Here is a 21,045-nt window from a genome sequence, read left to right on the forward strand (position 1 = left end):
GGGGCTGACCCATGTCTGCAAAGAACCAGCACTCGACCGAGGGTGATTGGCTGCCGTTCCTGGCCACCTGGGCCCGTCATCCGATCAAGATGGGCGCGGTGGCGCCATCCAGCCGAGCCTATTGCTCGATGATGGTCCGCCACGCAACGACGGAACTCGACGGTCCCATTCTGGAACTTGGCCCCGGCCTCGGCGTCGTGACGCGCACCCTGATCGAGCACGGCGTCGCGCCGGAGCGCATCACCTCGATCGAGTACGAATCGGAATTTGCCCAGAAGCTTCAACGCCGGTTCCCCAAGGTGAATGTGATTTGCGGGGACGGGCTCGATCTCGACAAGACACTCGGCCCGGCTGAGGCTTCGGAGAAATACGCCGCCATCCTGTTCGCCATCCCGATCGTCAACATGCCGCACGGCAAGCGTCAGGCGCTGTTCTCCCGCTATTTCGAGCGGCTTCGGCCCGGGGGAAATCTGACACAGCTTTCCTACATGCTGACCCCGCCCGTTCGCTCTCTACCCGGCGTCTTCAAGACGTCCTCCTCGCGGCGCGTCTGGGCGAACGTGCCTCCGGCGCGGGTGTGGATCTACAACCAGGACCGCCAGGAAGACGCAAGGACCGAGGCCGCGTGAGCGCCAACATCCTGATCCTGCCGGCTTCGCTTCGCCTTGCGTCCCACAATCGCAAGCTCGCCATGGAGGCGATGCGCCTCCTGTCCGTGACCGACGCGGTCGTCACCCGGCTCGACCTCGCAGACTATCCGCTTCCGATCTATGACGGCGATTTGGAGGCCGAGGGCGGCATTCCGCAGAATGCGCAGCTGATCGCGCAAAGGATCGCCGCGCAGGACGCGCTGTTGATCGTGACGCCCGAATACAACCACTCGATCCCACCGATTCTCAAGAACACGATCGATTGGGCGAGTCGCGTCAGGAAGGTGCAGGGCCGGCCGGTGCACCCGTTCAAGGGCCTCGTCGTCGGGCTGGCCTCCGCTTCGCCTGGGCGGTTCGGTGGCATGCGTGCGCTCGAAGCGGTTCGGATCGTCATGAGAGCGCTGGGGGCTGACGTGATCACCCAGCAATGCACGCTTGCCAATGCCAGCTCGGGCTTCGACGAGAACGGTCAGCTCGCCGACGAGGTGGCCCGGGCAAATCTCGAAGCCCTGTGCGACAAGCTCCTGGACACCGCGCGCAGTCTCAGCCGCCACGCATGACGTCGAAGTCCTGACCGAGAGCCGTTCCCGGTTTCTCGGTCACGACGCACGGCCAACGTTCAGAACAGAAATCTCTCGCCGAAACCGGGCCCTCTGTACCGTAGAGCGCGGCGACGAGTTACCATTTCGCCATATTGGAACAAACCTTCCACTTTCCGGATTTTTCCGGCCGAGAGGCCAGGAATCCGTACCGGGAAAGGGGGTTTTCGATGTCGATCGAACCGGACAGGCTGACGCCGTCGAAGCGCCAGGAGGCGGTTGCTGCAGTGCGCCGCTATCTCCACGATCACTGGAAATTCTACGCGTTTCAGGGCGGGCTGATGATCGTCGTCGGCTTTCTGGCGCTGCTGGCGCCATTTGCCGCGACGCTGGCCACCACGCTGTTCTTCGGTTGGCTTCTAATCTTTGCCGGTGTCATCGGCATCATCGCTGCGTTCCGGTCCAAGGAAGCGCCCGGTTTCTGGTCGAACCTTCTCCTGTCGGTGCTGACGGTGATACTCGGAAGCATCATCCTCTTCGATCCGCTTGCCGGGACGGTGACGCTGACATGGGTCCTGGCGCTCTACTTTCTGTTGTCCGGTGTCTTCAATCTGGCAATTGCGCGCGCCGTCAGCCTCTCGACGGGCCGGTTCTGGCTGGTAGTCGTCTCGGGGATCGTGGACATCGCCCTGGCGCTGATCCTGATTCTTGGCCTGCCGGAAACGGCGATCTGGGCGGTTGGCGTCTTCCTCGGCATCTCCTTCATTACTTCGGGTTTCGGATTGCTGTTCACGGCACTCGACGCCCGCAACAATTCGCCAGGCGAAAGGGGCTGAACATGGCCGAGAAAAACAGCACGTCCGCAAGAGCGCTCGTCTCGACGCTGTTCGAGCGGACTGAGCGCACCTTCGCCGAGGAAATGGGACTCGACCTTTCGAAGAACACGCCGATGCCGCTGTTCCTTTGGCTTGTGGCAGCCAATCTGTTCTCGGCGCGGATCTCGGCCGAGCAGGCGTTGCAGGCCGCAAAGGCGCTCAAGGATGCTGGCCTGACGACGGCCGACCATATGGCCGAGGCCACCTGGAACGAGCGGGTTCTGATCCTGAACCGCAACGGCTACGCCCGGTTTGACGAAAAGACCTCGCGGTTCCTGCAGGACATGGCCGATCACTGCCTTGAAGCCTATCGCGGTGACCTCCGCCGACTGCGCGACAAGGCCGATCGCGATCCGGCTGCCGAGCGACGGCTCCTGAAGGAATTTAAGGGGATCGGCGAGACAGGCGTGGACATCTTCTTCCGCGAGGTGCAAATCGCCTGGGACGAGCTTTACCCGTTTGCAGACAAGCGGGCCCTCCAGGCTGGCGCCGAGTTGGGGCTTGGGGAGACAGCCGAGGAACTGGCCCGCCATGTCGAGCGGCCCGACTTTCCGCGCCTGCTTACGGCCTTGCTGAGAGCGGATCTGGACGGCGCTTTGGACGAGCTGAAGAGTTCATCCTGACCGTCTTGCCGTTGGCGATGGCGACCGTTTGTCGGTCCCGATTCAGACGTGCTGGCCGCCATTGATGTGAAGCTCGGAGCCGGTCACGTAGGACGATTGGTTCGAGCAGAGGAAATAGATGACATCGGCGACTTCCGCGGTCTGGCCGAGCCGGCGTAGCGGGATGTCCTCGATCATTTTCTCTGTCCCCGGCGACAGGATCGCCGTCTCGATCTCGCCAGGCGCGATCGCGTTGACGCGAATGCCGGCCGGGCCGAAATCCGCCGCCATCTCCCGTGTCAGCGAATTGAGCGCCGCCTTCGACGTCGCATAGGCCGTGCCTGCGAAGGGATGGACTCGGCTCCCGACGATCGAGGTGACGTTGACGATCGAACCCTTGGCGCTCGAAAGCTCCTTGAACAGGCCTCGCGCCAGGATGATCGGCGCGAAAAAATTCACCTGGAACACATCGCGCCAGATATGCATCGGCGTCTGGATCGAATCGAGCCGGGAGCCGCCATTGCCCTTGGGCGAGATCGCCGCGTTGTTCACGAGAGCGTGCAGGCGCGATCCATTGGCCTCCAACCGCCGGCGAATCTCCGAAACCGCATAGCCAACGTCCTCGGCATCGGACAGATCGACGCGGATGTGATCCTCCGGGCCGGCAGGCCAGGGACAATTTTCCGAGAAATCCTGACGCGAACAGGTGATAACCCGCCATCCTTCGCGGGAGAACCGCTTGACCGTCGCATGGCCGATCCCCCGCGATGCGCCGGTCAGCACCAGGGTCTTGCGTTCGTCAGACTCGGTCATGTGAGGCGTTCTCCACGGTCGCCCTCGGGGCGCCCGGCCGGGTTGGTTCGGTTGGCAGTGTCGGGCATCAATAGACTATCCGGCAGCCATTGGCACCTGAAGATCGGAATGATCTAACCGTCTGGCAATGGGTGAAACAAATTCGCCCTCAGCAGCGAAGCTCAATGGACGAAACCGAAGAGGCGGGAATTGGCAATGGGTTTGAAGCGGGTCGCCGCGCTCGCATGCGCGTTCGCTCTGATCGCGGGTTCGACGACATGGGCCGCCGAGGTCGATCCGACCGACTGGCCGGCGGTGCTGGAGGAGGCCGAGGGTCAGACGGTCTATTTCAATGCCTGGGGCGGCTCGCAGAACATCAACGACTACATCGCCTGGGTCGGCGACACGGTGAAGGAGCGCTTCGACATCACGCTCAATCACGTGAAGCTCGACGACACGGCCAATGCCGTCGCCACGGTCGTCGCCGAGAAGGCGGCCGGCAAGGACGAGAACGGGTCGATCGACCTCATCTGGATCAATGGCGAGAACTTCGTCTCCATGCAGGAGGCGGGCCTGTTGAGCGACGGGTTTGCGACGAAGCTGCCGAACTGGCGCTATGTCGATACGGACAACCCCAGCGTGACGATCGATTTCACTGTTCCCACCAACGGCCAGGAATCGCCCTGGGGTGGGGCGAAAATGGTGTTCTTCGCTGATCCGGCGCGATCCGGTCCGATCGAGGAGATGCCGGATTCGGCAGACGAACTTCTCACCTGGGCCAAGGAGAATCCCGGCCGCTTCTCCTATCCGGCCCCGCCGGATTTCGTCGGATCGAGCTTCCTGAAACAGGTGCTGATCGAAAAGGTCGAGGATCGCTCGGTTCTGCAGGAGCCCGTCGAAGATGCCGAGTTCGAGACGGTTACGGAGCCGCTCTGGGAGTGGCTCGCTGCGATGCAGCCGCTGCTCTGGCGTTCGGGCCGCGATTATCCGGACAATTATCCGGCGATGAAGCAGCTTCTGGCGGATGGCGAAATGGAAATCATCTTCGCCTTCAACCCGGCGGAAGCCTCGGCGGGCATTGCCGCTGGCGAATTGCCGGACACGGTGCGCTCCTTCGTGTTTTCGGGCGGCACGCTGGGGAACACCCATTTCGTGGCGATACCGTATAATTCCGACGCGAAGGCCGCGGCGATGGTCGTCGCCGATTTCTTGATTTCGCCGGAGGCGCAGCTTCGAAAGGAAGATCCCCGCTATTGGGGCGATCCGACCGTGCTCGCCATGGACAAGCTCGAGCCGGCGGACCGCGATGCCTTCGCGGAAGTCGATCGCGGCATCGCGACACTCCCGCCGTCCAAGCTCGGCCCGGTGCTTGCCGAGCCGCACGCCTCCTGGATGACGCGGATCGAGGAGGAGTGGAAGAAGCGCTACGGAAGCTGACATGCGAGCGGCCGTCCCGGCCACCACGTCTTTCCCGCGCTTTTCGAGGGTGGTTCGCCCGGGCTTTTCCGCTTGGGCGATCGCCGGCCTTCTCGCGCTTCCGGTTGGCGTGGGTCTCGCGGGCGCGATGCTGCCCGCGGTCGGCTACATGCCGGCGCTCGGTGGAACTACGTTTTCGCTGGCGCCTTTTCGCGCCCTCTTCGCCCAGCCGGGGCTCGCCGCCTCGATCGGTCTCAGCCTGGCGAGCGGACTGCTGACGACCGCGGTCTCGACCCTTGGCGTCGCACTGTTTCTCGCTGCATTTCACGGCACGATCGGACATCGCGTCGCCCGGCGCGCGCTGGCGCCGCTCCTGGCGGTGCCGCACGCGGCGGCGGCTTTCGGGCTTGCCTTTCTCATCGCGCCGTCCGGTCTCCTGTTCCGCCTCCTCGCGCTTCCGTTCGGCTTCGACCGGCCGCCGGATCTTCTGATCCTCGGCGATCCGCTGGGTCTTGCCATGATGGCGGGGCTGGTCGCCAAGGAGATGCCGTTCCTGCTGCTGGTCGCGCTGGCCGCGCTCAGCCAGGCCGATCCGGATCGGCGCATGGCGCTCGCCCGCTCGCTCGGCTATGGCAAGGCCGCCGCCTTTCTGATGACGGTCTGGCCGACGGTCTATCGGCAGATCCGGCTGCCCGTGCTTGCCGTGACCGCCTATGCCTCGGGCGTGGTGGACGTGGCGCTGATTCTCGGACCCTCGACGCCGGCGCCGCTGGCGGTCCGTCTGCTTGGCTGGATGAACGATGCGGATCTGTCCCTGCGGTTCATGGCTTCGGCCGGTGCGATCCTTCAGGTCGCGGTGACCGGGGCGGTTCTCGGCATCTGGCTTCTCGGCGAGCGCCTGACCGGGGCGATGCGGCGCCAAGCCGCCACGACGGGCCATCGGTACCGCCGCGACACCGGTTTCCGGATTGTCGGGTCGCTCCCGGTTGCCCTTGCCGGCTCGGCCGTCTTCCTCGGCCTGTTGCTCCTGCTTGTGTGGTCCTTTGCGGGATTCTGGGGTTTTCCGGACGTGCTGCCGCCCAGCTACAATCTGACCACATGGGAACGGGTCCTGCCCGCTGCTGCGGGGCCGATGGCCACGACCTTCCTGGTCGCGATCCTCGCCGCGTCTGCAGCCCTCGCGCTCGTCGTCGTCCTGCTGGAATCCCGCCGATGCCAGTTCCGGGCGGCCGCCGGTCGCGCCATACGCTTGCAGCCCGCGATCGCGGGGCTGATCTATCTGCCGCTGATCGTGCCCCAGATCGCCTTCGTCTTCGGCCTGCAGGTTCTGGTCATGGCGCTCCGGTTGGAGCCGACCATCCTTCTGCTCGCCGTCGTTCATCTCATTTTCGTTGCGCCCTATGTCGCCCTGGCGCTCGCCGATCCTTGGTACGCGCTCGATCCGCGCTACGAGCAGGTCTCGGCCAGTCTCGGCCATGGCCCCATCACGCGGCTTTTCCGGGTGCGCCTGCCGATGCTGACGGCCCCGGTGCTGACGGCGGTGGCGATCGGCTTTGCCACGTCCGTCGGCCAGTATCTGCCGACGGTGTTGATCGGGGCAGGGCGCTTGCCGACCATCACCACTGAGGCGGTGGCACTCGCATCAGGCGGAAACCGGCGCATCATCGGGGCCTATGCCCTTCTGCAGACGCTGCTGCCGTTCCTCGCCTTTTCCCTGTCGGGCATGCTGCCCCGCTTGCTCTCGCCGCAGAGGCGCGCCAAGAGGGCGCCATGAAACGCGACCCGTTTGTTCCGATGCCGGAGACCGCAGCAGCGAAGATCGCCGAAGACCACGGGCTGGTCCTTTCGAAGGTGGAGATATCCCGGGGGCCGCGCCGTCTCCTGGCGATCGACGGCCGCGTGGCTCCCGGGAGTACTTTGACGGTCATGGGGCCGTCAGGATCGGGCAAGTCGACGCTCTTCGCCTTCATCGCCGGCTTTCTCGATCCCGCCTTCGAGGCAAGCGGCGCCGTCCTCCTCAATGGGCGCGAGCTGACCCGGCTTCCAGCCGAAGAGCGGCATGTCGGACTTCTCTTTCAGGAAGCGCTTCTCTTTCCGCACATGTCCGTGGGCGAAAATCTGCTCTTTGCGTTGCCCGCGCGTCTGAAGGGTCGCAAGGCGCGGCATGCGGCGGTCGAAGCGATGCTGGCCGAGGTCGGGCTCGCCGACCATTTCCACCGCGATCCGGCGACGCTTTCGGGCGGACAGGCGGCGCGGGTGGCGCTCGCCCGGACGCTGGTCGCCGAGCCGCGGGCGCTTCTTCTCGACGAGCCGTTCTCCCGCCTCGATCAGGAACTGCGGGCAACGGTCCGCGATCTGGTCTTCACCCGGATCAGACAGCGTGCGATCCCGGCCGTGCTGGTCACCCACGACCCGGCGGACGCCGAGGCCGCCGGGGGCGAGGTGATCGACATCGGGGAAGGCGGCAGCAGGGACGCGCCATGACCGCCGCCAACGATGCCCGGATCGCCCTTGCGCCGCTCGGGCTCCCGGTGGAGGAGGTCCTAGGCGAGCTGTCCTCCGCGCTGGCCGAAAGACATGCGGCCGTCCTCGTCGCGCCACCCGGCGCCGGCAAGACCACCCTGGTGCCGATCCACCTGCTTTCGAGCGGAATCGAAGGGCGCATCATCCTGATCGAGCCGCGCCGCCTGGCCGCTCGGGCCGCGGCCCGGCGCATGGCTTCGCTCCTCGGCGAAGAGGTCGGCGAGACCGTCGGCTGGCGCATGCGCCTCGACACCAAAATCTCTGGCAGGACGCGGATCGAGGTGGTGACCGAAGGTGTCTTCACGCGGCTGATTCTCGATGACCCGGAGCTTTCCGGCATCGGCGCGGTGATCTTCGACGAGTTCCACGAACGCTCGCTCGATGGCGATCTCGGCCTCGCCCTGGCCCTCGACGTGGCGACAGCCTTGCGCGATGATCTGCGTCTCGTCGTCATGTCGGCAACGCTGGACGGAGCCCGGGTCGCGTCCCTGCTCGGCGATGCTCCGGTGGTGGAGAGCGCAGGCCGGGCGTTTCCTGTCACGGTCAAATATCGCGATCGTCCGGGTACACTATCCGTCGAGGACGCCGTTATTTCCGCCGTTCGTGACGCGATTTCGGAGGAGTCCGGCAGCGTTCTCGTTTTTCTGCCGGGCCAGCGCGAGATCGAGCGTGTGGCCGGCCGTCTCGAAAACCATCTTCCGGCGGACACGGCGCTTGCGCCCCTCTACGGCGCGATGGATGGGGCAGGACAGGATCGCGCTGTGCGCCCTGCGCCGGCCGGCAAACGCAAGGTCGTGCTCGCGACCGATATTGCCGAAACATCTCTGACCATCGAAGGCGTGCGAGTGGTCATCGACGCCGGGCTGAAGCGGCGGCCGGTCTTCGAACCCGCTACGGGCCTGACGCGGCTGGAGACGGTGCGGGTCTCCCGAGCCTCGGCCGAGCAGCGGGCGGGTCGCGCGGGGCGAACCGAGCCGGGTATGGCGATCCGGCTGTGGCGCGCCGAGCAGACGGCGGCGCTGGAGCCCTTCGATCAGCCCGAAATCCTCGCGAGCGACCTGTCAGGCCTGCTTCTCGACTGTGCCGCCTGGGGTGTGCAGGAACCGGGAGAACTGGCGTTTCTCGACCCGCCGCCGGCGCCGGCCCTGGAAGAAGCGCGTGCCCTTCTCGAAGAGATGGGGGCGCTTGGCGCGGATGGGCGTCTGACCCCGGCCGGCCATGCGATGCGGCGGCTTCCCCTGCCGCCACGGCTCGCCCATATGGTGGCCGGCGCCGATGCCGGCGACAAGGAAGCCGCGGCCCAGCTTGCTGTCCTGATGACGGAACGCGGGCTGGGAGGCACGGATGTCGACCTCGCCGAGCGGCTTCGTCGTTTGCGAGTCGATCGCGACCCCCGATCGAAAGGCGCCAAGGCGCTCGCCAGTCGGATCGCCAGAACCGCTGCGTCGACAAAAGCGAAAAATAGCGGCGACGGCGGGTGGCCCACGGAAGGTGATCTCGGGCTGATCCTTGCCCTCGGCTTTCCTGACCGGATCGCCATCGCACGCGGAGCGCCCGGACATTTCGTTCTCTCCAATGGCCGCGGCGGCGTGGTGGACGCCAGTGCGCGGTTGGCAACCGAACGCGCGCTCGTTGCCGTGGAACTTCAAGGACAGGCTCAGGCGGGACGTATTCTTTCGGCTGCCACGCTGGACAAGGCGGCACTCGCGCGCCTCGTGGAGGCTCGAGGCACCAGCGAGGAGATCATCGATTTTCACGGCGAAAGCGGGGCCATCAGGGCCTGGCGGGTGAAGCAGCTGGGCCGAGCGACCATCGAAAGCGTGCCGATACCGTTGCCCAGGGACGACCGGGTGCAGGCGGCTCTGGCCAAGGGCATTGCCCAGCAGGGCCTTCGAGCGCTGTCATTCGGCCGCCAAGGCGAACAATTCCTGGCGAGGCTACGGTTTCTTGCCAACGCCTATGGCCCGCCCTGGCCTGACCTCAGCGACGGGGCGTTGGCCGAGAGCGCTGCTGAATGGCTCTTGCCTTACTGCCCGAACGCCACGCGCCTCAGCGACATTGACGCAAGCGCAATCTCCGCGGCGCTCCAAGGACTGGTGCCGCAGGAGATGATGGGCCGGATCGACGAGCTGGCCCCAAGCCATTTCGACGCACCGTCCGGCTCAAGAGTGCCGATCCGCTACGAGGCGGACCAGCCGGTGCTCGCGATCCGGGTTCAGGAATTGTTCGGTCTGAAGGACCATCCGACAATGGCCGAAGGTCGTCTTCCGCTCACCCTCGAGCTTCTTTCGCCGGCCCATCGACCGATCCAGATCACCCGCGACCTGCCGGGGTTCTGGAAGGGCTCCTGGGCGGAGGTTCGGGCGGATTTGCGGGGCCGCTACCCGAAACACGAATGGCCGGAAGATCCGGCCATTGCAAAAGCGACGGCGGCGCGGGCAAAGCCGCGCCGGTAAGGCGCCTGTGGATCAGGCGGCCGCCTTGTTGATCCCGCCCGTCGCGAGTTCGGTCATGGTCTTGTCGCCATGCGCCGTCGCGTCAAGGCACTTCTCGAGCTTCTTGGCATCGTCGTCGAGGCCGAGCCGCTTGGCAAAGGCAACCAGGCAGCCATAGCCGGCGATGCCGTAATGCGCCATGCGCTGATACTGGGTGATGATCATGGCATCGCGGGCATCCGGATCGCTGATGCTCTCTTCGATGCCGTGGGACCGGGCTTCCTTGACGAGGCCCTCCATACCCTTGCAGAACTCGCCGGTCGGCTTGGCGCCATGCGCCGTGATGATATCGGACAAGGTTCGCCGGCCTTCCTCGATGCCATCGATACCCGACATCAGCGCCTTCTTCAGCCCCTCATTGTGAGCGACCTGAGCCAGTTCGTGCGTGGCCTTCGACGCCTGGGTGTCGGCGCTGAAGATGTCCTGCAGCTGGTCGATATAGATGTCCTTGAGGTTATTGAGAGCCATTGTTGTCTCCTTCTGTGCTCGGGCATTCGCCGGGGCGCGTGTGTCGCGCCACTCTGGCGATGCGTTACCGGGAGAACCCGCTCGCGGGGCTGCCGTTCCAATGGGCGGAGAGGGGCATGTATAGGCGGCTAATTATCTGGCCGTCCTGCGCTGCCGTGCCGCCTTTGCCAAAAGCCGGGGCCGGGTTACGACTGGGCGATGGAACAAAGAAGTCGTGACATTCTCCGCCTCCAGCTTCCCGCCTTCGTGACCAATATGCGCGAAAGCCAGCGGCTGCGCCTTGCGACGCTGGTTCGCCTGCGATGGCTCTCTGTGGCGGGTCAGACCGCCGCCTGCGTCTTCGTGGCCTGGGGGCTGTGGTGGCCGTTTCCGGTCTTCGCCTGCCTGTTCCTGATCGGGCTTTCGGTCGTCCTCAACCTGTTTCTGACCCATCGCTATCCGGCGAGCCGGCGGCTTTCATCCAGCGCGGCGTTTCTCGTCCTCACTTTCGACATCGTGCAGCCGGCGGGTCTTCTGTTCCTCACCGGCGGCATCCACAACCCGTTCACCGTGTTTCTGATCGTGCCGGCCGTGATTGCCTCGGCAACGCAGCCGCCCCTGACGGTCTTCGCGATCAGCGGTCTGGCAGTGCTCGCGACGACGGTGCTCACCTACTTCCACATGCCGCTTCCCTGGCCGGACGAGGGTCTCTTCGGCCTTCCCGCAAGCTATGTGGGCGGTCTGTGGTTCGCCATCGTGACCACGCTGATCTTCGCGGCAATCTACATCTACCGTGTCGCGGCGGAGTCGCGCGCTCTTGCCGATGCGCTCGCCGCCACGGAACTCGTGCTCCAACGCGAGCAGCACCTTTCCGCACTGGACGGGCTCGCCGCCGCGGCCGCGCATGAGCTTGGCACGCCCTTGTCGACGATTTCGGTGATCGCCAAGGAAATGCGCCGGTCGGTGGCGTCTTCCGATGTCATGCGGGAGGACATCCAGCTTCTGGCCGAGCAGGCGGAGCGTTGCCGATCGATCCTGCGCAGGCTGACCTCGCTCTCTTCTTCGAGCGAAACGCATCTGGCGAATCTCTCCCTTTTGTCGCTGATCGACGAGGTGGCCGAGCCACATCGCAATTTCGGTGTCGATCTGCGGGTCGAGGTTGTCGAGCGAGTCGGGCCCGAACCGACCGCCCGCCGGAACGCGGCCGTCGTCTACGGTCTGGGCAACATCGTGGAAAACGCGGTGGACTTTGCCGAGAGCCTCGTCTTCATCCGGGTTGGATGGAGCGACACGAGCATTCGCGTCGAGGTGCTCGACGACGGTCCGGGTTTTCCCGCCGACATTCTTGCCCGGATCGGGGACCCCTACATGTCGAACCGCGAAGGACGCGAAGAGGGGATGGGCGGAGGCCTCGGGCTGGGCCTGTTCATCGCCATGACGTTGCTGCAGCGTTCGGGAGCCACGGTCGAGATTGCCAACCGCCCTGGCGGCAAAGGCGCGATGGCCACAATCGTCTGGTCCCGCGCCGCCTATGTCTCGAATCGGCCGGTGGAGGCGCCCTGAGCACGTGGAGGTTGCGGTTGGTTTCGGGCGCCCGCGGACATGAGGGGAGGGCGCAGGATTCCTGGGAGCTTGCGTTCACGTTTTGCGTGACCTGTGCCGCGACACGTTGAAGCGCGGCAGGGAGAAGTTACATTTCGCGCGTGAACAATTATCGAATTGGGCTCGTATGATGATGCAAGACACTGCCACTCTGCCGAATGCGCCGCTCCCGGTCGCCGATACGACGCTGCTTCTTGTCGATGACGACAAACCCTTTCTCCAGCGGATGACCCGAGCCCTCGACCAGCGGGGGTTCAAGGTGACGACGGCCGAAGGCGTGGCTGAAGGCCTGGCGGCAGTGGAGCGTTCCGCGCCGGCCCATGCGGTCGTGGACATGCGCCTCGGCGACGGCAACGGTCTCGATGTCGTCGCGGCGCTGCAACGCAAGCGTCAGGACGCCCGAGCCATCGTGCTGACCGGCTATGGCAACATCGCCACCGCCGTCACAGCGGTCAAGCTGGGCGCGGTCGACTACCTTGCCAAGCCCGCGGACGCCGACGAGGTCACGGCAGTTCTGCTGCAGTCCGGCGAGGTTAAGGTTGAGATGCCGGAAAACCCGATGTCCGCCGACCGCGTCCGCTGGGAACACATCCAGCGGATCTACGAGATGTGTGATCGCAACGTGTCGGAGACGGCGCGAAGGCTCTCCATGCACCGCCGTACCCTGCAGCGGATCCTGGCAAAGCGTGCCCCGCGCTGAGCGGATTTCCGCTGGAGACTTGCCACCAAATAGCCGACGACAGTCGTACTGAAAGGTCGGGATCATGTTCCGACCTTTTTTATATTTGCTCGGTGGTCTTCTTCAAAGACTTGAAACCAATGGAATTCAGACGTCATCTAGATTAAATATAAAATTCTAATATGATTCTACCTATTAACCATCAAGATTAATCTGTGTTAACAGGGTCTCGCTAATTCTTCTCATTAATGCATCTTGTTAACTGTCCTTGATTTTCGGAGAGATGGTTATGTCGGCGATTGGGTTTACGGAAGAACGCTGGGTCAAGCCGGACCCCATGAGCAATCCTCAAAGTGTCGAGCGGCAGTTCCGGGCTCGCCGCTTTCGCCATATGCGGGCCATGATCGACGCCTGCCTTCGGGAGAAGGAAACGGTCGAGATTCTCGACCTCGGCGGCACCGAGGATTATTGGCGGATCGCCGAGGATTATCTGGCTCAGAATGCCGGCCGGATCCACATCACCATGGTCAACAATGAACCGGGGGTGCCGCCTTCGAGCGCCGCGTTTTCGGCGGCAGCCGGGGATGCATGTGATCCGGAGCTCTTCGCGGGGCGGCGTTTCGACATCGTGCACTCGAACTCGGTCATCGAGCATGTCGGCGACGAAGCGCGGATGGCCGCCTTTGCTGACAATGTCAGGCGTCTTTCGGATCGGTTCTTCGTCCAGACCCCGAACTACTGGTTCCCGCTCGAGCCGCATTTCCGCTTCGTCGGGTTCCAGTGGCTGCCGCTCGGGATGCGCATCGCGTTGATGCAGCGCTTCAACCTGGGCTTCTTTCCCCGCGCCCGGTCCTATGAGGAGGCCCACGCCAATGTGGCCGAGATCCGGCTCCTCGACCGGCGGATGATGCGGTGCCTGTTTCCCGAGGCCGCGATCGTCGATGAAAAGATCTTCGGCCTGACGAAGTCGCTGATGGCGATCCGCGGCAAGGGTCGCGACTGAGTGGCACGAGTTTGAAGGACGGGTGTCGCGAGCCCCGCGTGGCTCTCGTCATTCCTCCTTGAGGAAGACCTCCACCGTCCCCTTCAGCTTGACCGTCAGCGGCTTGCCCTTTCGGTCGAGCGCTTTTCCGGCCTGGACCCGGATCCAGCCTTCGCTCACACAATACTCCTCGACATTGGTCTTCTCGGCGCCATTGAAGATCACGCCCACGCCCTTGGCGAGGAGCTCCTCGTCGTAATGGGGGCTGTCGGGATCGATCGAAAGGCGATCGGGCAGGGTCTCTGACATCTCAACTCTCCGAAAATCTGCGCGGCGTGCTGCTTAGGCCATCGCGGTCCTGCAGGAAAGGCCTCCGACTTGTGGGGCCCGCGCGGTCGGGTCGCCCCTTGGCCATTTTCATGTCCGGTTCATGTGCCAAGGTTCAGAATGGCTCGAACGTATTAGATGGGCCGGTGAAGGACCGCGCGGGCCCCCGACGTGGGAACTGGCTTCCTTGCAGATTTCGGAAGCCTCCGGCGCGGGTCGTTGCGCGGGCACTCGGAAGAAGAGCCGCAAGCGGGCATGACGGCCGCCGGGGCGGTGCGCGAGCGTGTTCGGTCGTTCGCGCAGGGCTGGCTCGTCCGCGGATCGTGACGGCAAAGGACATTCGGACTGATGAAGACACTTGCATTCGGATGCATGATCGCGGCGGCGGCCTGGTCGGCGGCAGGCCCGGCCCTTTCGGCCGAGCCGTCAGCGGCATCGCGGGAGGCCGAAGCGCCCATCCTGCTTGCCCAGGCCTATGACAACTGGCCGGAAGGCACGGTCGAGGTCTATGAGGACCAGTTCGGCCAGCGGCTCTTCATCGATCGCAATGGCCGGATCATCGGCGTGGAAGGCGAGCGCAATCGTTTCCGTCGTCGCTCCGACGATCGCGGCGGTGAAGTCATTTTCGGACCGCCGCCGCCCGGCGCCGTGCTGGAAGGCCGGGTCGGCGAAGACCCGCGCGGTTTGCGCGACCGGCGTCAGCGCGATTTCGATCGCCCTCGCACGATCGACCCCTATGACGACCCGGTCTACGACGACCGCGCCTTCGACGACGACCCCGTCCAGGCATCGCTACTGCCGGCGCCGAACGATCGGCGCGACGACGTGGGCGATGTGGTGAGAGAGGCGGAACTGCCGCGAGACTCACGGAGCCCGGCGACACCCGGCGATGATTTCGGAAATGGCCGGCTGCCGAGCGCCGACCCGCTCCCGACGGAAGGCCAGACGATTAAAGAAACTGATCCGGCCCCTCAGATCGTCGCGCCGAGCGGAAAGAACGCGCGGGCCGAGGTGGCCGCGCTGCAGGTCCTGCTCGACCGCGCCGGCATGTCGCCCGGGGTGATCGACGGCCGCATCGGCTCGAACGTCAACAAGGCGGTCGCCGCCTATCGCGAAAAGTTCGGCCGCACGCTCCCGACTGGCGACGCCAAGGCTCTCGCCGAGGAACTGGACGACACCGGCGGTCCCGCCATCGTGGAATACGAGATCACGTCCGAGGACGTCGCCGGACCTTATGTCGCCGCGATCCCGAGCGACTATGGCGAGAAGGCGAAGCTCCCGGCGCTGAGCTTCACGCGAGTCTCGGAGCGCCTGGCCGAGAAATTCCACATGGACGAGGATTATCTCAAGGAGATCAATCCCGGGGCGGATTTCGACCGGCCCGGCACGCGGATCAAGGTGGCGAATGTCGGCAAGAACGTCACCGGCGAGGTGAAGCGGATCGTAGCGGACAAGGGTCGCGAGCAGGTTCGTGCCTATGCCGCCGACGGAACGTTGCTCGCCGCTTATCCGTCGACCATCGGCTCGGCCGACACGCCGTCGCCGTCCGGTGTCGTGCAGGTCAACCGCATCGCCTTCGACCCGAACTACACCTACAATCCGAAGGTCAATTTCAAGCAGGGCAACAATGACAAGGTCCTGACCATTCCGCCGGGGCCGAACGGTCCGGTCGGAACGATCTGGATCGCCCTGTCAAAGCCCACCTACGGCATTCACGGAACGCCGGAACCCTCCCGGATCGGCAAGACCAACAGTCATGGCTGCGTTCGCCTCACCAACTGGGACGCTTATGAACTCGCCAAGCTCGTCAAGCCGGGTGTCATGGTGGAGTTCACCGAGTAGGGAGCAAGGCGCGGTGTTCATACTCGCCCTTGCCGCACCACATGGGCCGCGCAGGCCGGCAACGTTTCGTTGACCATGTTCACGCGATGGGGGGAGCCAAGTGCTCCCTCTATCCGTTTCAAGGACTTGGCTTTATCCGAAACGGGGCATTTGATGAAAATTTTTGCTTACGCCGCCGCCGGCCTTCTCGGCTCTCTTTCCACAGGGCAGGCGCTCGCTCAGTCGTCGTTCCTGTCCGAATCGGTGATCGACAGCGCGACCTATGCAGATTGGCGGGCACGCCAACAAGCCGACAGCCAGATCGCTGCGAGCGCCGAGGCCGATCCTACGGTGCCCGAGATCGAGCCCGCCCCCGCCGGCGACGGCGCGACGCCTGGGACGGAGTCGCAAGGCCAGGCCAGCGATGCGGAACCGCCCAAAGTTCAGGTGCCGGGTGAGCCCGACATGGCGGTCGCCACACCCGACAACACCACCGACATTCCCGACGAGGCCGCCCTTCAAACCCTCGACGACCCGGACGCGCCCGACCCCTTCCTGATCAGACTGCAGGTCCTGCTCGACAGAGCGGATGCCTCGCCGGGCGTCATCGACGGATATCTCGGGGAGAACACCCGGAAAGCGGTCCGCGCCTACGAGGCGATGCGCGATCTCCCGGTGGATGGCGAGATCGATTCCAATTTGTGGAACATTCTGGTGGTCGACGAGGGTTCGGCGATGACGACCTATCGCATCACGGAGGAGGACGTCTCCGGACAATACGTGACGACCATTCCCGACGACTACGCCGAACTTGCCGAGATGGATTGGCTGGGGTTCCACGGCCCCGCCGAAATGCTGGCAGAGAAGTTCCATATGGACGAGGAGCTCCTGAAGGCGCTCAATCCGCAGGCCGATTTCTCCCGGGCCGGCGAGGAGATCCTGGTGACGGAAATCGGCGCGCCGGCATCGATCAAGGTCACGCGAATCACCGTCGACAGGGGCAGGGGCGCGTTGACGGCCTATGACGAGGAGGGCGCGATCGTGCTTTCGGCACCGGCCACCATCGGTTCCGAAGACAACCCGTCTCCATCCGGCACCGTCACGGTGAAGGGCGTCGCGCCCGATCCGACCTACAGCTACGATCCCGAGCAGAACTTCACCCAGGGCGACAACACGCAGGAACTGACGATCCCCCCGGGGCCGAACGGTCCGGTCGGATCGGTCTGGATCGATCTTTCCAAGCCGACCTATGGCATTCATGGCACCGCGCATCCGGCCCTGATCGACAAGACCGTCAGTCATGGATGCGTTCGGTTGACCAATTGGGACGCGGAGGCCCTGGCCGGGCTGGTCCGGCCGGGCGAGACCCAGGTCGAGTTCGTCCAGTGAGGCTCGCACTCTGCACGGCCGCAGCACTTCTGACCGGCTGGCCGACACCTTCGGGCTCCAGCGAGCCAATGGGGCGGGGTTCGCTGTTCGACAGCATATTTGCAGGCCCTGACGAGGCTCGTGCGCAATCGCGCCAGAACGGGCTCGATGCGGAGCGAGACGAGGCGGAACCGGCTCCTTTGCCGACCAATCCGCCGATACCCACTTCGCGGCCTGACGAAGGGCAGGAGCGCTCCGACGGGCTTCCCGAAGGTGGCGCGAGGGCACAGCCGGCAGGAGACTCCGATGAATCTCAGGACAGCCCTGCAGGGGAAGGAATGAGAACATCGGAGGGAGTCGACACGTCAGCGTCGGCGAAAGCCGCCGACACCGGGAAGGCCGAATCAACGCCGCCTGGCCAGATGTCCGAGGGGGAGGCAAGGCGCAAGAACCGTCAGGAGTCGGGCTCCAAGCGGGATGCGGACGCTGCATCCGCGCCGGGGGAGGGCGCACTTCCAACGCTTGGTCCGCTTCCGGACAAGCGGCCGGAGCGAGCAGCGGGCGCCACCGAACTCGGCGAAAGCGACGAATCGGCTCATTCAAGCGCGCCACCCGTTGCCTCACCGGCGGTGACTTTGCAGGAACTGCAAAGCATGACCGGCAAGATCACGCCAGCCGATGCCGTGCTGGCCGCCGCGGCAGTCAAGGATGCCCGGGCTTGCGAGGCGGAACTGTCGCGACGCGGCGTCGTATTCGAGGTTAAGGCGAGCATCAGCGAAGGGATGTGCGGCGTTCTGCGACCGGTCGAAATCAAGCGGCTGAGTTCGGGAATCGCGGTCGAGCCCGCGACGGAGATTCTCTGCCGCACCGCGCTGGCGCTCGATGTCTGGGCGAGCGAAGTGATCGTACCGGCGGCCAAGGCGTCGTTTCCCAAAACCAGTGTCGATCGGATTCGGCACGCCAGCACCTTTGTCTGCCGGTCACGCGCGTCGGGCGCGAAGATATCCGAACACGCGCGCGGCAGCGCGCTCGACATCGCTTCCCTCCATCTTGCATCTGGTCGCGAGCTAAAGGTCGTCGGGCGGGAGGGAAAATCGGCGATGGCGCGCTTCCAGCACGCGATCAGGGAAGGGGCCTGCGGGCCTTTCAAGACGGTGCTGGGGCCGGGCACGGATTCCGATCACGCCACCCACTTCCATCTGGACATCGCAGCGCGACGCGGTGGCGCCACCTACTGCCGCTGAAGCGGGCCCCCTTCGCGCGGGCAGATGTCGTGACGGCGAAAGCGGTCAGTTCGCGGCAATCAGCGGCGTGTCGATCCGCTCCTCCAAGAGCGCGTCGATTCGCTCGCGTTCCTTCTGGAAAGTTGCGAGATCCTCGCCCTCAAGCACCTTGCCGGCAGGCAGCTTGATCCGCATCGGGTCGACGCGCTTGTCGTTCACATGGACCTCGTAGTGGAGATGATTGCCGGTCGAGAGTCCGGTGGAGCCGACATAGCCAATGATCTGGCCCTGGCGCACTCGGGCGCCGGCCTTGATGTTCTTGGCGAACGAGCTCTGATGGGAATAGGTGGTTTCGTAGCCATTCGCGTGGCGCAGGATCGTCTGGCGGCCGTAGCCGCTCGACCAGCCGGCCTTCTTGACGATGCCATCACCCGCGGCGAGGATTGGCGTCCCCCTGGGGGCGGCCCAGTCCACGCCCCAATGGGGCCGGCGATAGCCGAGCACCGGATGGCGGCGGCTCGGCGAGAAGCTCGAGGTGAAGCGCGCGTTCGGAACCGGCTTTCGCAGCAGGAACTGGTCGGCGCTCCGCCCGTCCGGATCGAAATAGTCGGCGCGCTCGGAATCCTCCGGGCGGAAGCGGTAATAGCGCTTCACCATCTCGCCCACATGGATCTCCACATAGAGCATTTCGGCCGGTAGCGGAGCCTGACCCTCGCCGACTTCCTTCATCGAGTAGAACACGGCAAGGCGGTCGCTCGGCGAAAGCTTCGACTGGAGATCGACATCGCTGCCGAGCATCCTGACCAGCTGTCGGCAAAGGCGGATGTCGAGCCCGTAGGAGAGAGCGGCCTGAAAGATGCCGTCATAAACTGTCGGCATATCGTTTCGTATCGGCGCTTCGTTCTCGTTGACGTCGATGGCGTTGGCAACCGAATCGGCCATCTCCGGAGCTTCGGCGGGGTCGAATATGCCTTCTTCGGTCGCGGCCACCGTCGCCAGGTGGCGTTCGCCGCGATAGGCGGAAAGTCGGACGATCTCGGAGCGGGGCCGCTGCGGTCCCATCGTTTCGCCCACCGGAGCCGTTGCCGTCTCGACGCCGATTCGCAAGGCGTCTCCAGGCTTCAGCTCATTGGTGTCGAGAAGCGTCGCGAGCGCTTCCACGGCGGATTCGGCGGACGGGCCGTCATGGCCGGCGCGATCGAGCATGTCGAGCAGCGCGGCCGTCTGGCGGAACGGGACGATCTCCTCGTGGAAGCGGCTGAACCCGATTTCGCCGATGTCTGCCACGGCCGTCGAGACGTTCTGGGCGACGACCCGGAAGGCGGAGCCCGGTTCGTATTCGGCGATCTCCGCATTGAGGCCGAAGCGAAACGGATCGACGACGCCGAGCGAGGCCACCCGCACCGGCTTCTCGTCGAGCCTCGAGGCGACCGAGCGCACGAGGCCTTCGGCGGAATTCGCGTCAATCTCGACGGTGCGCTCGTAGTTGGCCGGCTCGAAGTCGAACGGCTCGACCTTGAGCCGCACCTCCGATTCGACCCGGGCGCCATAGATCTGAGCGGGCTCGTCGGGGTCGCTGTCCCCTTCTTCATCGGCGGTGGCGAAAATCTCGAGGGGATCGAAGCGGGGATATTCGGCGGTGGCCTGGTAGCGGGCGGCCAGCAGCATGTTCACATAGCCGAAGGGGAGGGTGCGGATCACCTCGCGGTCACCCTCGCGCGCGAGGGTGGAGAGTTCCATGATCTGACGGCTGCGCGCGACTGGCATCGCCGTTGCCACGACTCGCGTTCCCTTGGCGGTCTCGCCCGGCGCGATCTCGCCGCGGGCCAGGAGTCCAGCCGGCTTCGACGCGCCATGGTGACCGTCCAGCGCGGCCGAGAGCGCGATGCCCATGAGAGCGGTCGAGGTCAGGCCGGTCAGCAGCGTTCCCGCCAGCCAGCGTGCCGAGACCTGCCGCTTGTCAGGTCGGCGACGCCGATCCGCCAGCAGCGCCGGCTGATCCCCAAAGGCCGGTGCGAAACGCGATTTGTCATCAGACGAACGGCTCATCCCTCTCTCCCGGCTCGCTACGAGCCGCTTCTCCCCGCGTTTTTTCCACTGATGCCCGCGTCCCCTGCGCCAGCACCTGAAGTTCCCTCTGTGCGAACAAGGTGGCAAAAACCGGGTCGGGCCCAGGATTTCCTGCAGTCCGTTATCCGCTGCAGGGGGCTACATACGGCATAGCCCAGCGGGGAAGGGGGCTCAAGCCGCGGTCCCGTCCGCACCCTCGCATGCGATCGGGAACGGCTCAGCGAAGAAGGAGATCTGCTGCCGGGTGGGGTATGAGGGGAGGTGAAGCCATCGGCCGTGCCCGCCGATCACGAACCGAGTGTCTCCTGTAGAACCGCCGCGCGGCCGTTGGGGCGCAAGGCCTCGAGGATGGACGCTGAGAGGCGGAATCAGGCCCCGACGAGTTTTTTGAAGTTTTTGCGAATGAGGCCGTTGACAGGGGGAACGGACGTCCCCTATATGGCGCTCATCAACGACGGCGGCGGCGCCGAGACGCTCTGAAGAGAGCGACACACCACTGGCTCGAAAATGAAGATTTTCGGCCGGAGGGATTTCGCGCCCCGATCGTCGGCATCTTTGAGTTTTGTCGATGAGTTCGGCCTTCCACCGAGGGCATGGATTTCTTCGCTTCTCTCGTCGCTTCGTTCCTTCGAAG

19 protein-coding genes are annotated in these 21,045 nt (G+C 64.8%); 14 read left to right on the forward strand and 5 right to left on the reverse strand.

The window, feature by feature from the left end; genetic code table 11:
• Positions 1-11 precede the first annotated feature (11 nt).
• The 4 genes from MF134_RS11780 (at position 12) to MF134_RS11795 (ending at position 2,687) form a co-directional block, all read left to right on the forward strand.
• Entirely contained in the window at positions 12-629 is a 618-nt protein-coding gene (locus MF134_RS11780; protein ID WP_255339646.1) for a class I SAM-dependent methyltransferase, read from the forward strand.
• Positions 626-1,210 (forward strand): NADPH-dependent FMN reductase, encoded by a 585-nt coding sequence (locus MF134_RS11785; protein ID WP_255339647.1) that lies wholly within the window; start codon positions 626-628, stop codon positions 1,208-1,210. Before MF134_RS11780 ends, MF134_RS11785 begins: the two co-directional genes overlap by 4 nt.
• A gap of 209 nt (positions 1,211-1,419) precedes the next feature.
• Entirely contained in the window at positions 1,420-2,025 is a 606-nt protein-coding gene (locus MF134_RS11790; RefSeq protein ID WP_255339648.1) for an HdeD family acid-resistance protein, read from the forward strand.
• Between the two features lie 2 nt (positions 2,026-2,027).
• Entirely contained in the window at positions 2,028-2,687 is a 660-nt protein-coding gene (locus MF134_RS11795; RefSeq protein WP_255339649.1) for a hypothetical protein, read from the forward strand.
• 42 nt (positions 2,688-2,729) lie between these two features.
• Here the strand turns inward: MF134_RS11795 and MF134_RS11800 are convergent, their stop codons facing one another.
• Complete coding sequence (locus MF134_RS11800; protein WP_255339650.1) at positions 2,730-3,479, reverse strand: SDR family NAD(P)-dependent oxidoreductase; 750 nt, start codon at positions 3,477-3,479, stop codon at positions 2,730-2,732.
• A gap of 195 nt (positions 3,480-3,674) precedes the next feature.
• Here MF134_RS11800 and MF134_RS11805 point away from each other — a divergent pair, with 195 nt between their 5' ends.
• From MF134_RS11805 to hrpB, 4 genes are read left to right on the forward strand one after another with little or no spacing between them, the layout of a single operon-like run.
• On the forward strand, positions 3,675-4,895 hold the full coding sequence (locus tag MF134_RS11805) for an ABC transporter substrate-binding protein (protein WP_255339651.1): 1,221 nt from the start codon (positions 3,675-3,677) through the stop codon (positions 4,893-4,895).
• Between the two features lies 1 nt (position 4,896).
• Positions 4,897-6,648 carry an ABC transporter permease gene (locus MF134_RS11810; RefSeq protein ID WP_255339652.1) on the forward strand — a complete coding sequence of 584 codons (1,752 nt, stop codon included), beginning with the start codon at positions 4,897-4,899 and terminating at the stop codon, positions 6,646-6,648.
• A 20-nt stretch (positions 6,649-6,668) separates the two neighbouring features.
• On the forward strand, positions 6,669-7,358 hold the full coding sequence (locus MF134_RS11815) for an ATP-binding cassette domain-containing protein (protein WP_255339680.1): 690 nt from the start codon (positions 6,669-6,671) through the stop codon (positions 7,356-7,358).
• Positions 7,355-9,853 carry an ATP-dependent helicase HrpB gene (hrpB, locus tag MF134_RS11820; RefSeq protein ID WP_255339653.1) on the forward strand — a complete coding sequence of 833 codons (2,499 nt, stop codon included), beginning with the start codon at positions 7,355-7,357 and terminating at the stop codon, positions 9,851-9,853. Before MF134_RS11815 ends, hrpB begins: the two co-directional genes overlap by 4 nt.
• A 12-nt stretch (positions 9,854-9,865) precedes the next feature.
• On the opposite strand, the gene MF134_RS11825 is transcribed toward hrpB, so the two are convergent.
• A complete protein-coding gene (locus MF134_RS11825) occupies positions 9,866-10,360 on the reverse strand; it encodes a YciE/YciF ferroxidase family protein (RefSeq protein ID WP_255339654.1) in 495 nt (164 codons plus the stop codon).
• Between the two features lie 198 nt (positions 10,361-10,558).
• Here MF134_RS11825 and MF134_RS11830 point away from each other — a divergent pair, with 198 nt between their 5' ends.
• The 3 genes from MF134_RS11830 to MF134_RS11840 all read left to right on the forward strand — a co-directional run bounded on the left by MF134_RS11830 (position 10,559) and on the right by MF134_RS11840 (position 13,623).
• Positions 10,559-11,902, forward strand: a complete 1,344-nt coding sequence (locus MF134_RS11830; protein WP_255339655.1) for an ActS/PrrB/RegB family redox-sensitive histidine kinase — start codon at positions 10,559-10,561, stop codon at positions 11,900-11,902.
• Between the two features lie 172 nt (positions 11,903-12,074).
• The gene (locus MF134_RS11835) at positions 12,075-12,641 is read left to right on the forward strand and encodes an ActR/PrrA/RegA family redox response regulator transcription factor (RefSeq protein WP_255339681.1); all 567 of its coding nucleotides are present in this window, start codon (positions 12,075-12,077) and stop codon (positions 12,639-12,641) included.
• A 316-nt stretch (positions 12,642-12,957) separates the two neighbouring features.
• A complete protein-coding gene (locus MF134_RS11840; RefSeq protein WP_255339656.1) occupies positions 12,958-13,623 on the forward strand; it encodes a class I SAM-dependent methyltransferase in 666 nt (221 codons plus the stop codon).
• 48 nt (positions 13,624-13,671) lie between these two features.
• Here the strand turns inward: MF134_RS11840 and MF134_RS11845 are convergent, their stop codons facing one another.
• A complete protein-coding gene (locus MF134_RS11845) occupies positions 13,672-13,911 on the reverse strand; it encodes a DUF3297 family protein (protein ID WP_255339657.1) in 240 nt (79 codons plus the stop codon).
• 366 nt (positions 13,912-14,277) lie between these two features.
• Here MF134_RS11845 and MF134_RS11850 point away from each other — a divergent pair, with 366 nt between their 5' ends.
• The 3 genes from MF134_RS11850 (at position 14,278) to MF134_RS11860 (ending at position 18,362) form a co-directional block, all read left to right on the forward strand.
• A complete protein-coding gene (locus MF134_RS11850; protein WP_255339658.1) occupies positions 14,278-15,771 on the forward strand; it encodes a L,D-transpeptidase family protein in 1,494 nt (497 codons plus the stop codon).
• Positions 15,772-15,924: 153 nt separating this feature from the next.
• Complete coding sequence (locus MF134_RS11855) at positions 15,925-17,139, forward strand: L,D-transpeptidase family protein (protein ID WP_255339659.1); 1,215 nt, start codon at positions 15,925-15,927, stop codon at positions 17,137-17,139.
• Between the two features lie 632 nt (positions 17,140-17,771).
• On the forward strand, positions 17,772-18,362 hold the full coding sequence (locus MF134_RS11860; protein ID WP_255339660.1) for an extensin-like domain-containing protein: 591 nt from the start codon (positions 17,772-17,774) through the stop codon (positions 18,360-18,362).
• A 45-nt stretch (positions 18,363-18,407) separates the two neighbouring features.
• Here MF134_RS11860 and MF134_RS11865 read toward each other — a convergent pair whose 3' ends face one another.
• Both MF134_RS11865 and MF134_RS11870 read right to left on the reverse strand, forming a co-directional pair.
• The gene (locus MF134_RS11865; protein ID WP_255339661.1) at positions 18,408-20,390 is read right to left on the reverse strand and encodes a M23 family metallopeptidase; all 1,983 of its coding nucleotides are present in this window, start codon (positions 20,388-20,390) and stop codon (positions 18,408-18,410) included.
• A 455-nt stretch (positions 20,391-20,845) separates the two neighbouring features.
• Positions 20,846-21,045, reverse strand: a 200-nt coding sequence (locus tag MF134_RS11870) for a hypothetical protein (protein ID WP_255339662.1), incomplete at its 5' end; no start/stop codon positions are given.

Source organism: Jiella marina (assembly GCF_024359545.1).
GTDB lineage: Bacteria > Pseudomonadota > Alphaproteobacteria > Rhizobiales > Rhizobiaceae > Jiella.

What these genes read in the sequence shown, in the direction of transcription:
- MF134_RS11780 (WP_255339646.1), top strand. Translation starts at nt 12, where the DNA reads ATGTCTGCAAAGAACCAGCACTCGACCGAGGGTGATTGGCTGCCGTTC.
- MF134_RS11790 (WP_255339648.1), top strand. Translation starts at nt 1,420, where the DNA reads ATGTCGATCGAACCGGACAGGCTGACGCCGTCGAAGCGCCAGGAGGCG.
- MF134_RS11795 (WP_255339649.1), top strand. Translation starts at nt 2,028, where the DNA reads ATGGCCGAGAAAAACAGCACGTCCGCAAGAGCGCTCGTCTCGACGCTG.
- MF134_RS11800 (WP_255339650.1), bottom strand. Translation starts at nt 3,479, where the DNA reads ATGACCGAGTCTGACGAACGCAAGACCCTGGTGCTGACCGGCGCATCG.
- MF134_RS11805 (WP_255339651.1), top strand. Translation starts at nt 3,675, where the DNA reads ATGGGTTTGAAGCGGGTCGCCGCGCTCGCATGCGCGTTCGCTCTGATC.
- MF134_RS11810 (WP_255339652.1), top strand. Translation starts at nt 4,897, where the DNA reads ATGCGAGCGGCCGTCCCGGCCACCACGTCTTTCCCGCGCTTTTCGAGG.
- MF134_RS11815 (WP_255339680.1), top strand. Translation starts at nt 6,669, where the DNA reads ATGCCGGAGACCGCAGCAGCGAAGATCGCCGAAGACCACGGGCTGGTC.
- hrpB (WP_255339653.1), top strand. Translation starts at nt 7,355, where the DNA reads ATGACCGCCGCCAACGATGCCCGGATCGCCCTTGCGCCGCTCGGGCTC.
- MF134_RS11825 (WP_255339654.1), bottom strand. Translation starts at nt 10,360, where the DNA reads ATGGCTCTCAATAACCTCAAGGACATCTATATCGACCAGCTGCAGGAC.
- MF134_RS11830 (WP_255339655.1), top strand. Translation starts at nt 10,559, where the DNA reads ATGGAACAAAGAAGTCGTGACATTCTCCGCCTCCAGCTTCCCGCCTTC.
- MF134_RS11835 (WP_255339681.1), top strand. Translation starts at nt 12,075, where the DNA reads ATGCAAGACACTGCCACTCTGCCGAATGCGCCGCTCCCGGTCGCCGAT.
- MF134_RS11840 (WP_255339656.1), top strand. Translation starts at nt 12,958, where the DNA reads ATGAGCAATCCTCAAAGTGTCGAGCGGCAGTTCCGGGCTCGCCGCTTT.
- MF134_RS11845 (WP_255339657.1), bottom strand. Translation starts at nt 13,911, where the DNA reads ATGTCAGAGACCCTGCCCGATCGCCTTTCGATCGATCCCGACAGCCCC.
- MF134_RS11850 (WP_255339658.1), top strand. Translation starts at nt 14,278, where the DNA reads ATGAAGACACTTGCATTCGGATGCATGATCGCGGCGGCGGCCTGGTCG.
- MF134_RS11855 (WP_255339659.1), top strand. Translation starts at nt 15,925, where the DNA reads ATGAAAATTTTTGCTTACGCCGCCGCCGGCCTTCTCGGCTCTCTTTCC.
- MF134_RS11860 (WP_255339660.1), top strand. Translation starts at nt 17,772, where the DNA reads ATGACCGGCAAGATCACGCCAGCCGATGCCGTGCTGGCCGCCGCGGCA.
- MF134_RS11865 (WP_255339661.1), bottom strand. Translation starts at nt 20,390, where the DNA reads ATGAGCCGTTCGTCTGATGACAAATCGCGTTTCGCACCGGCCTTTGGG.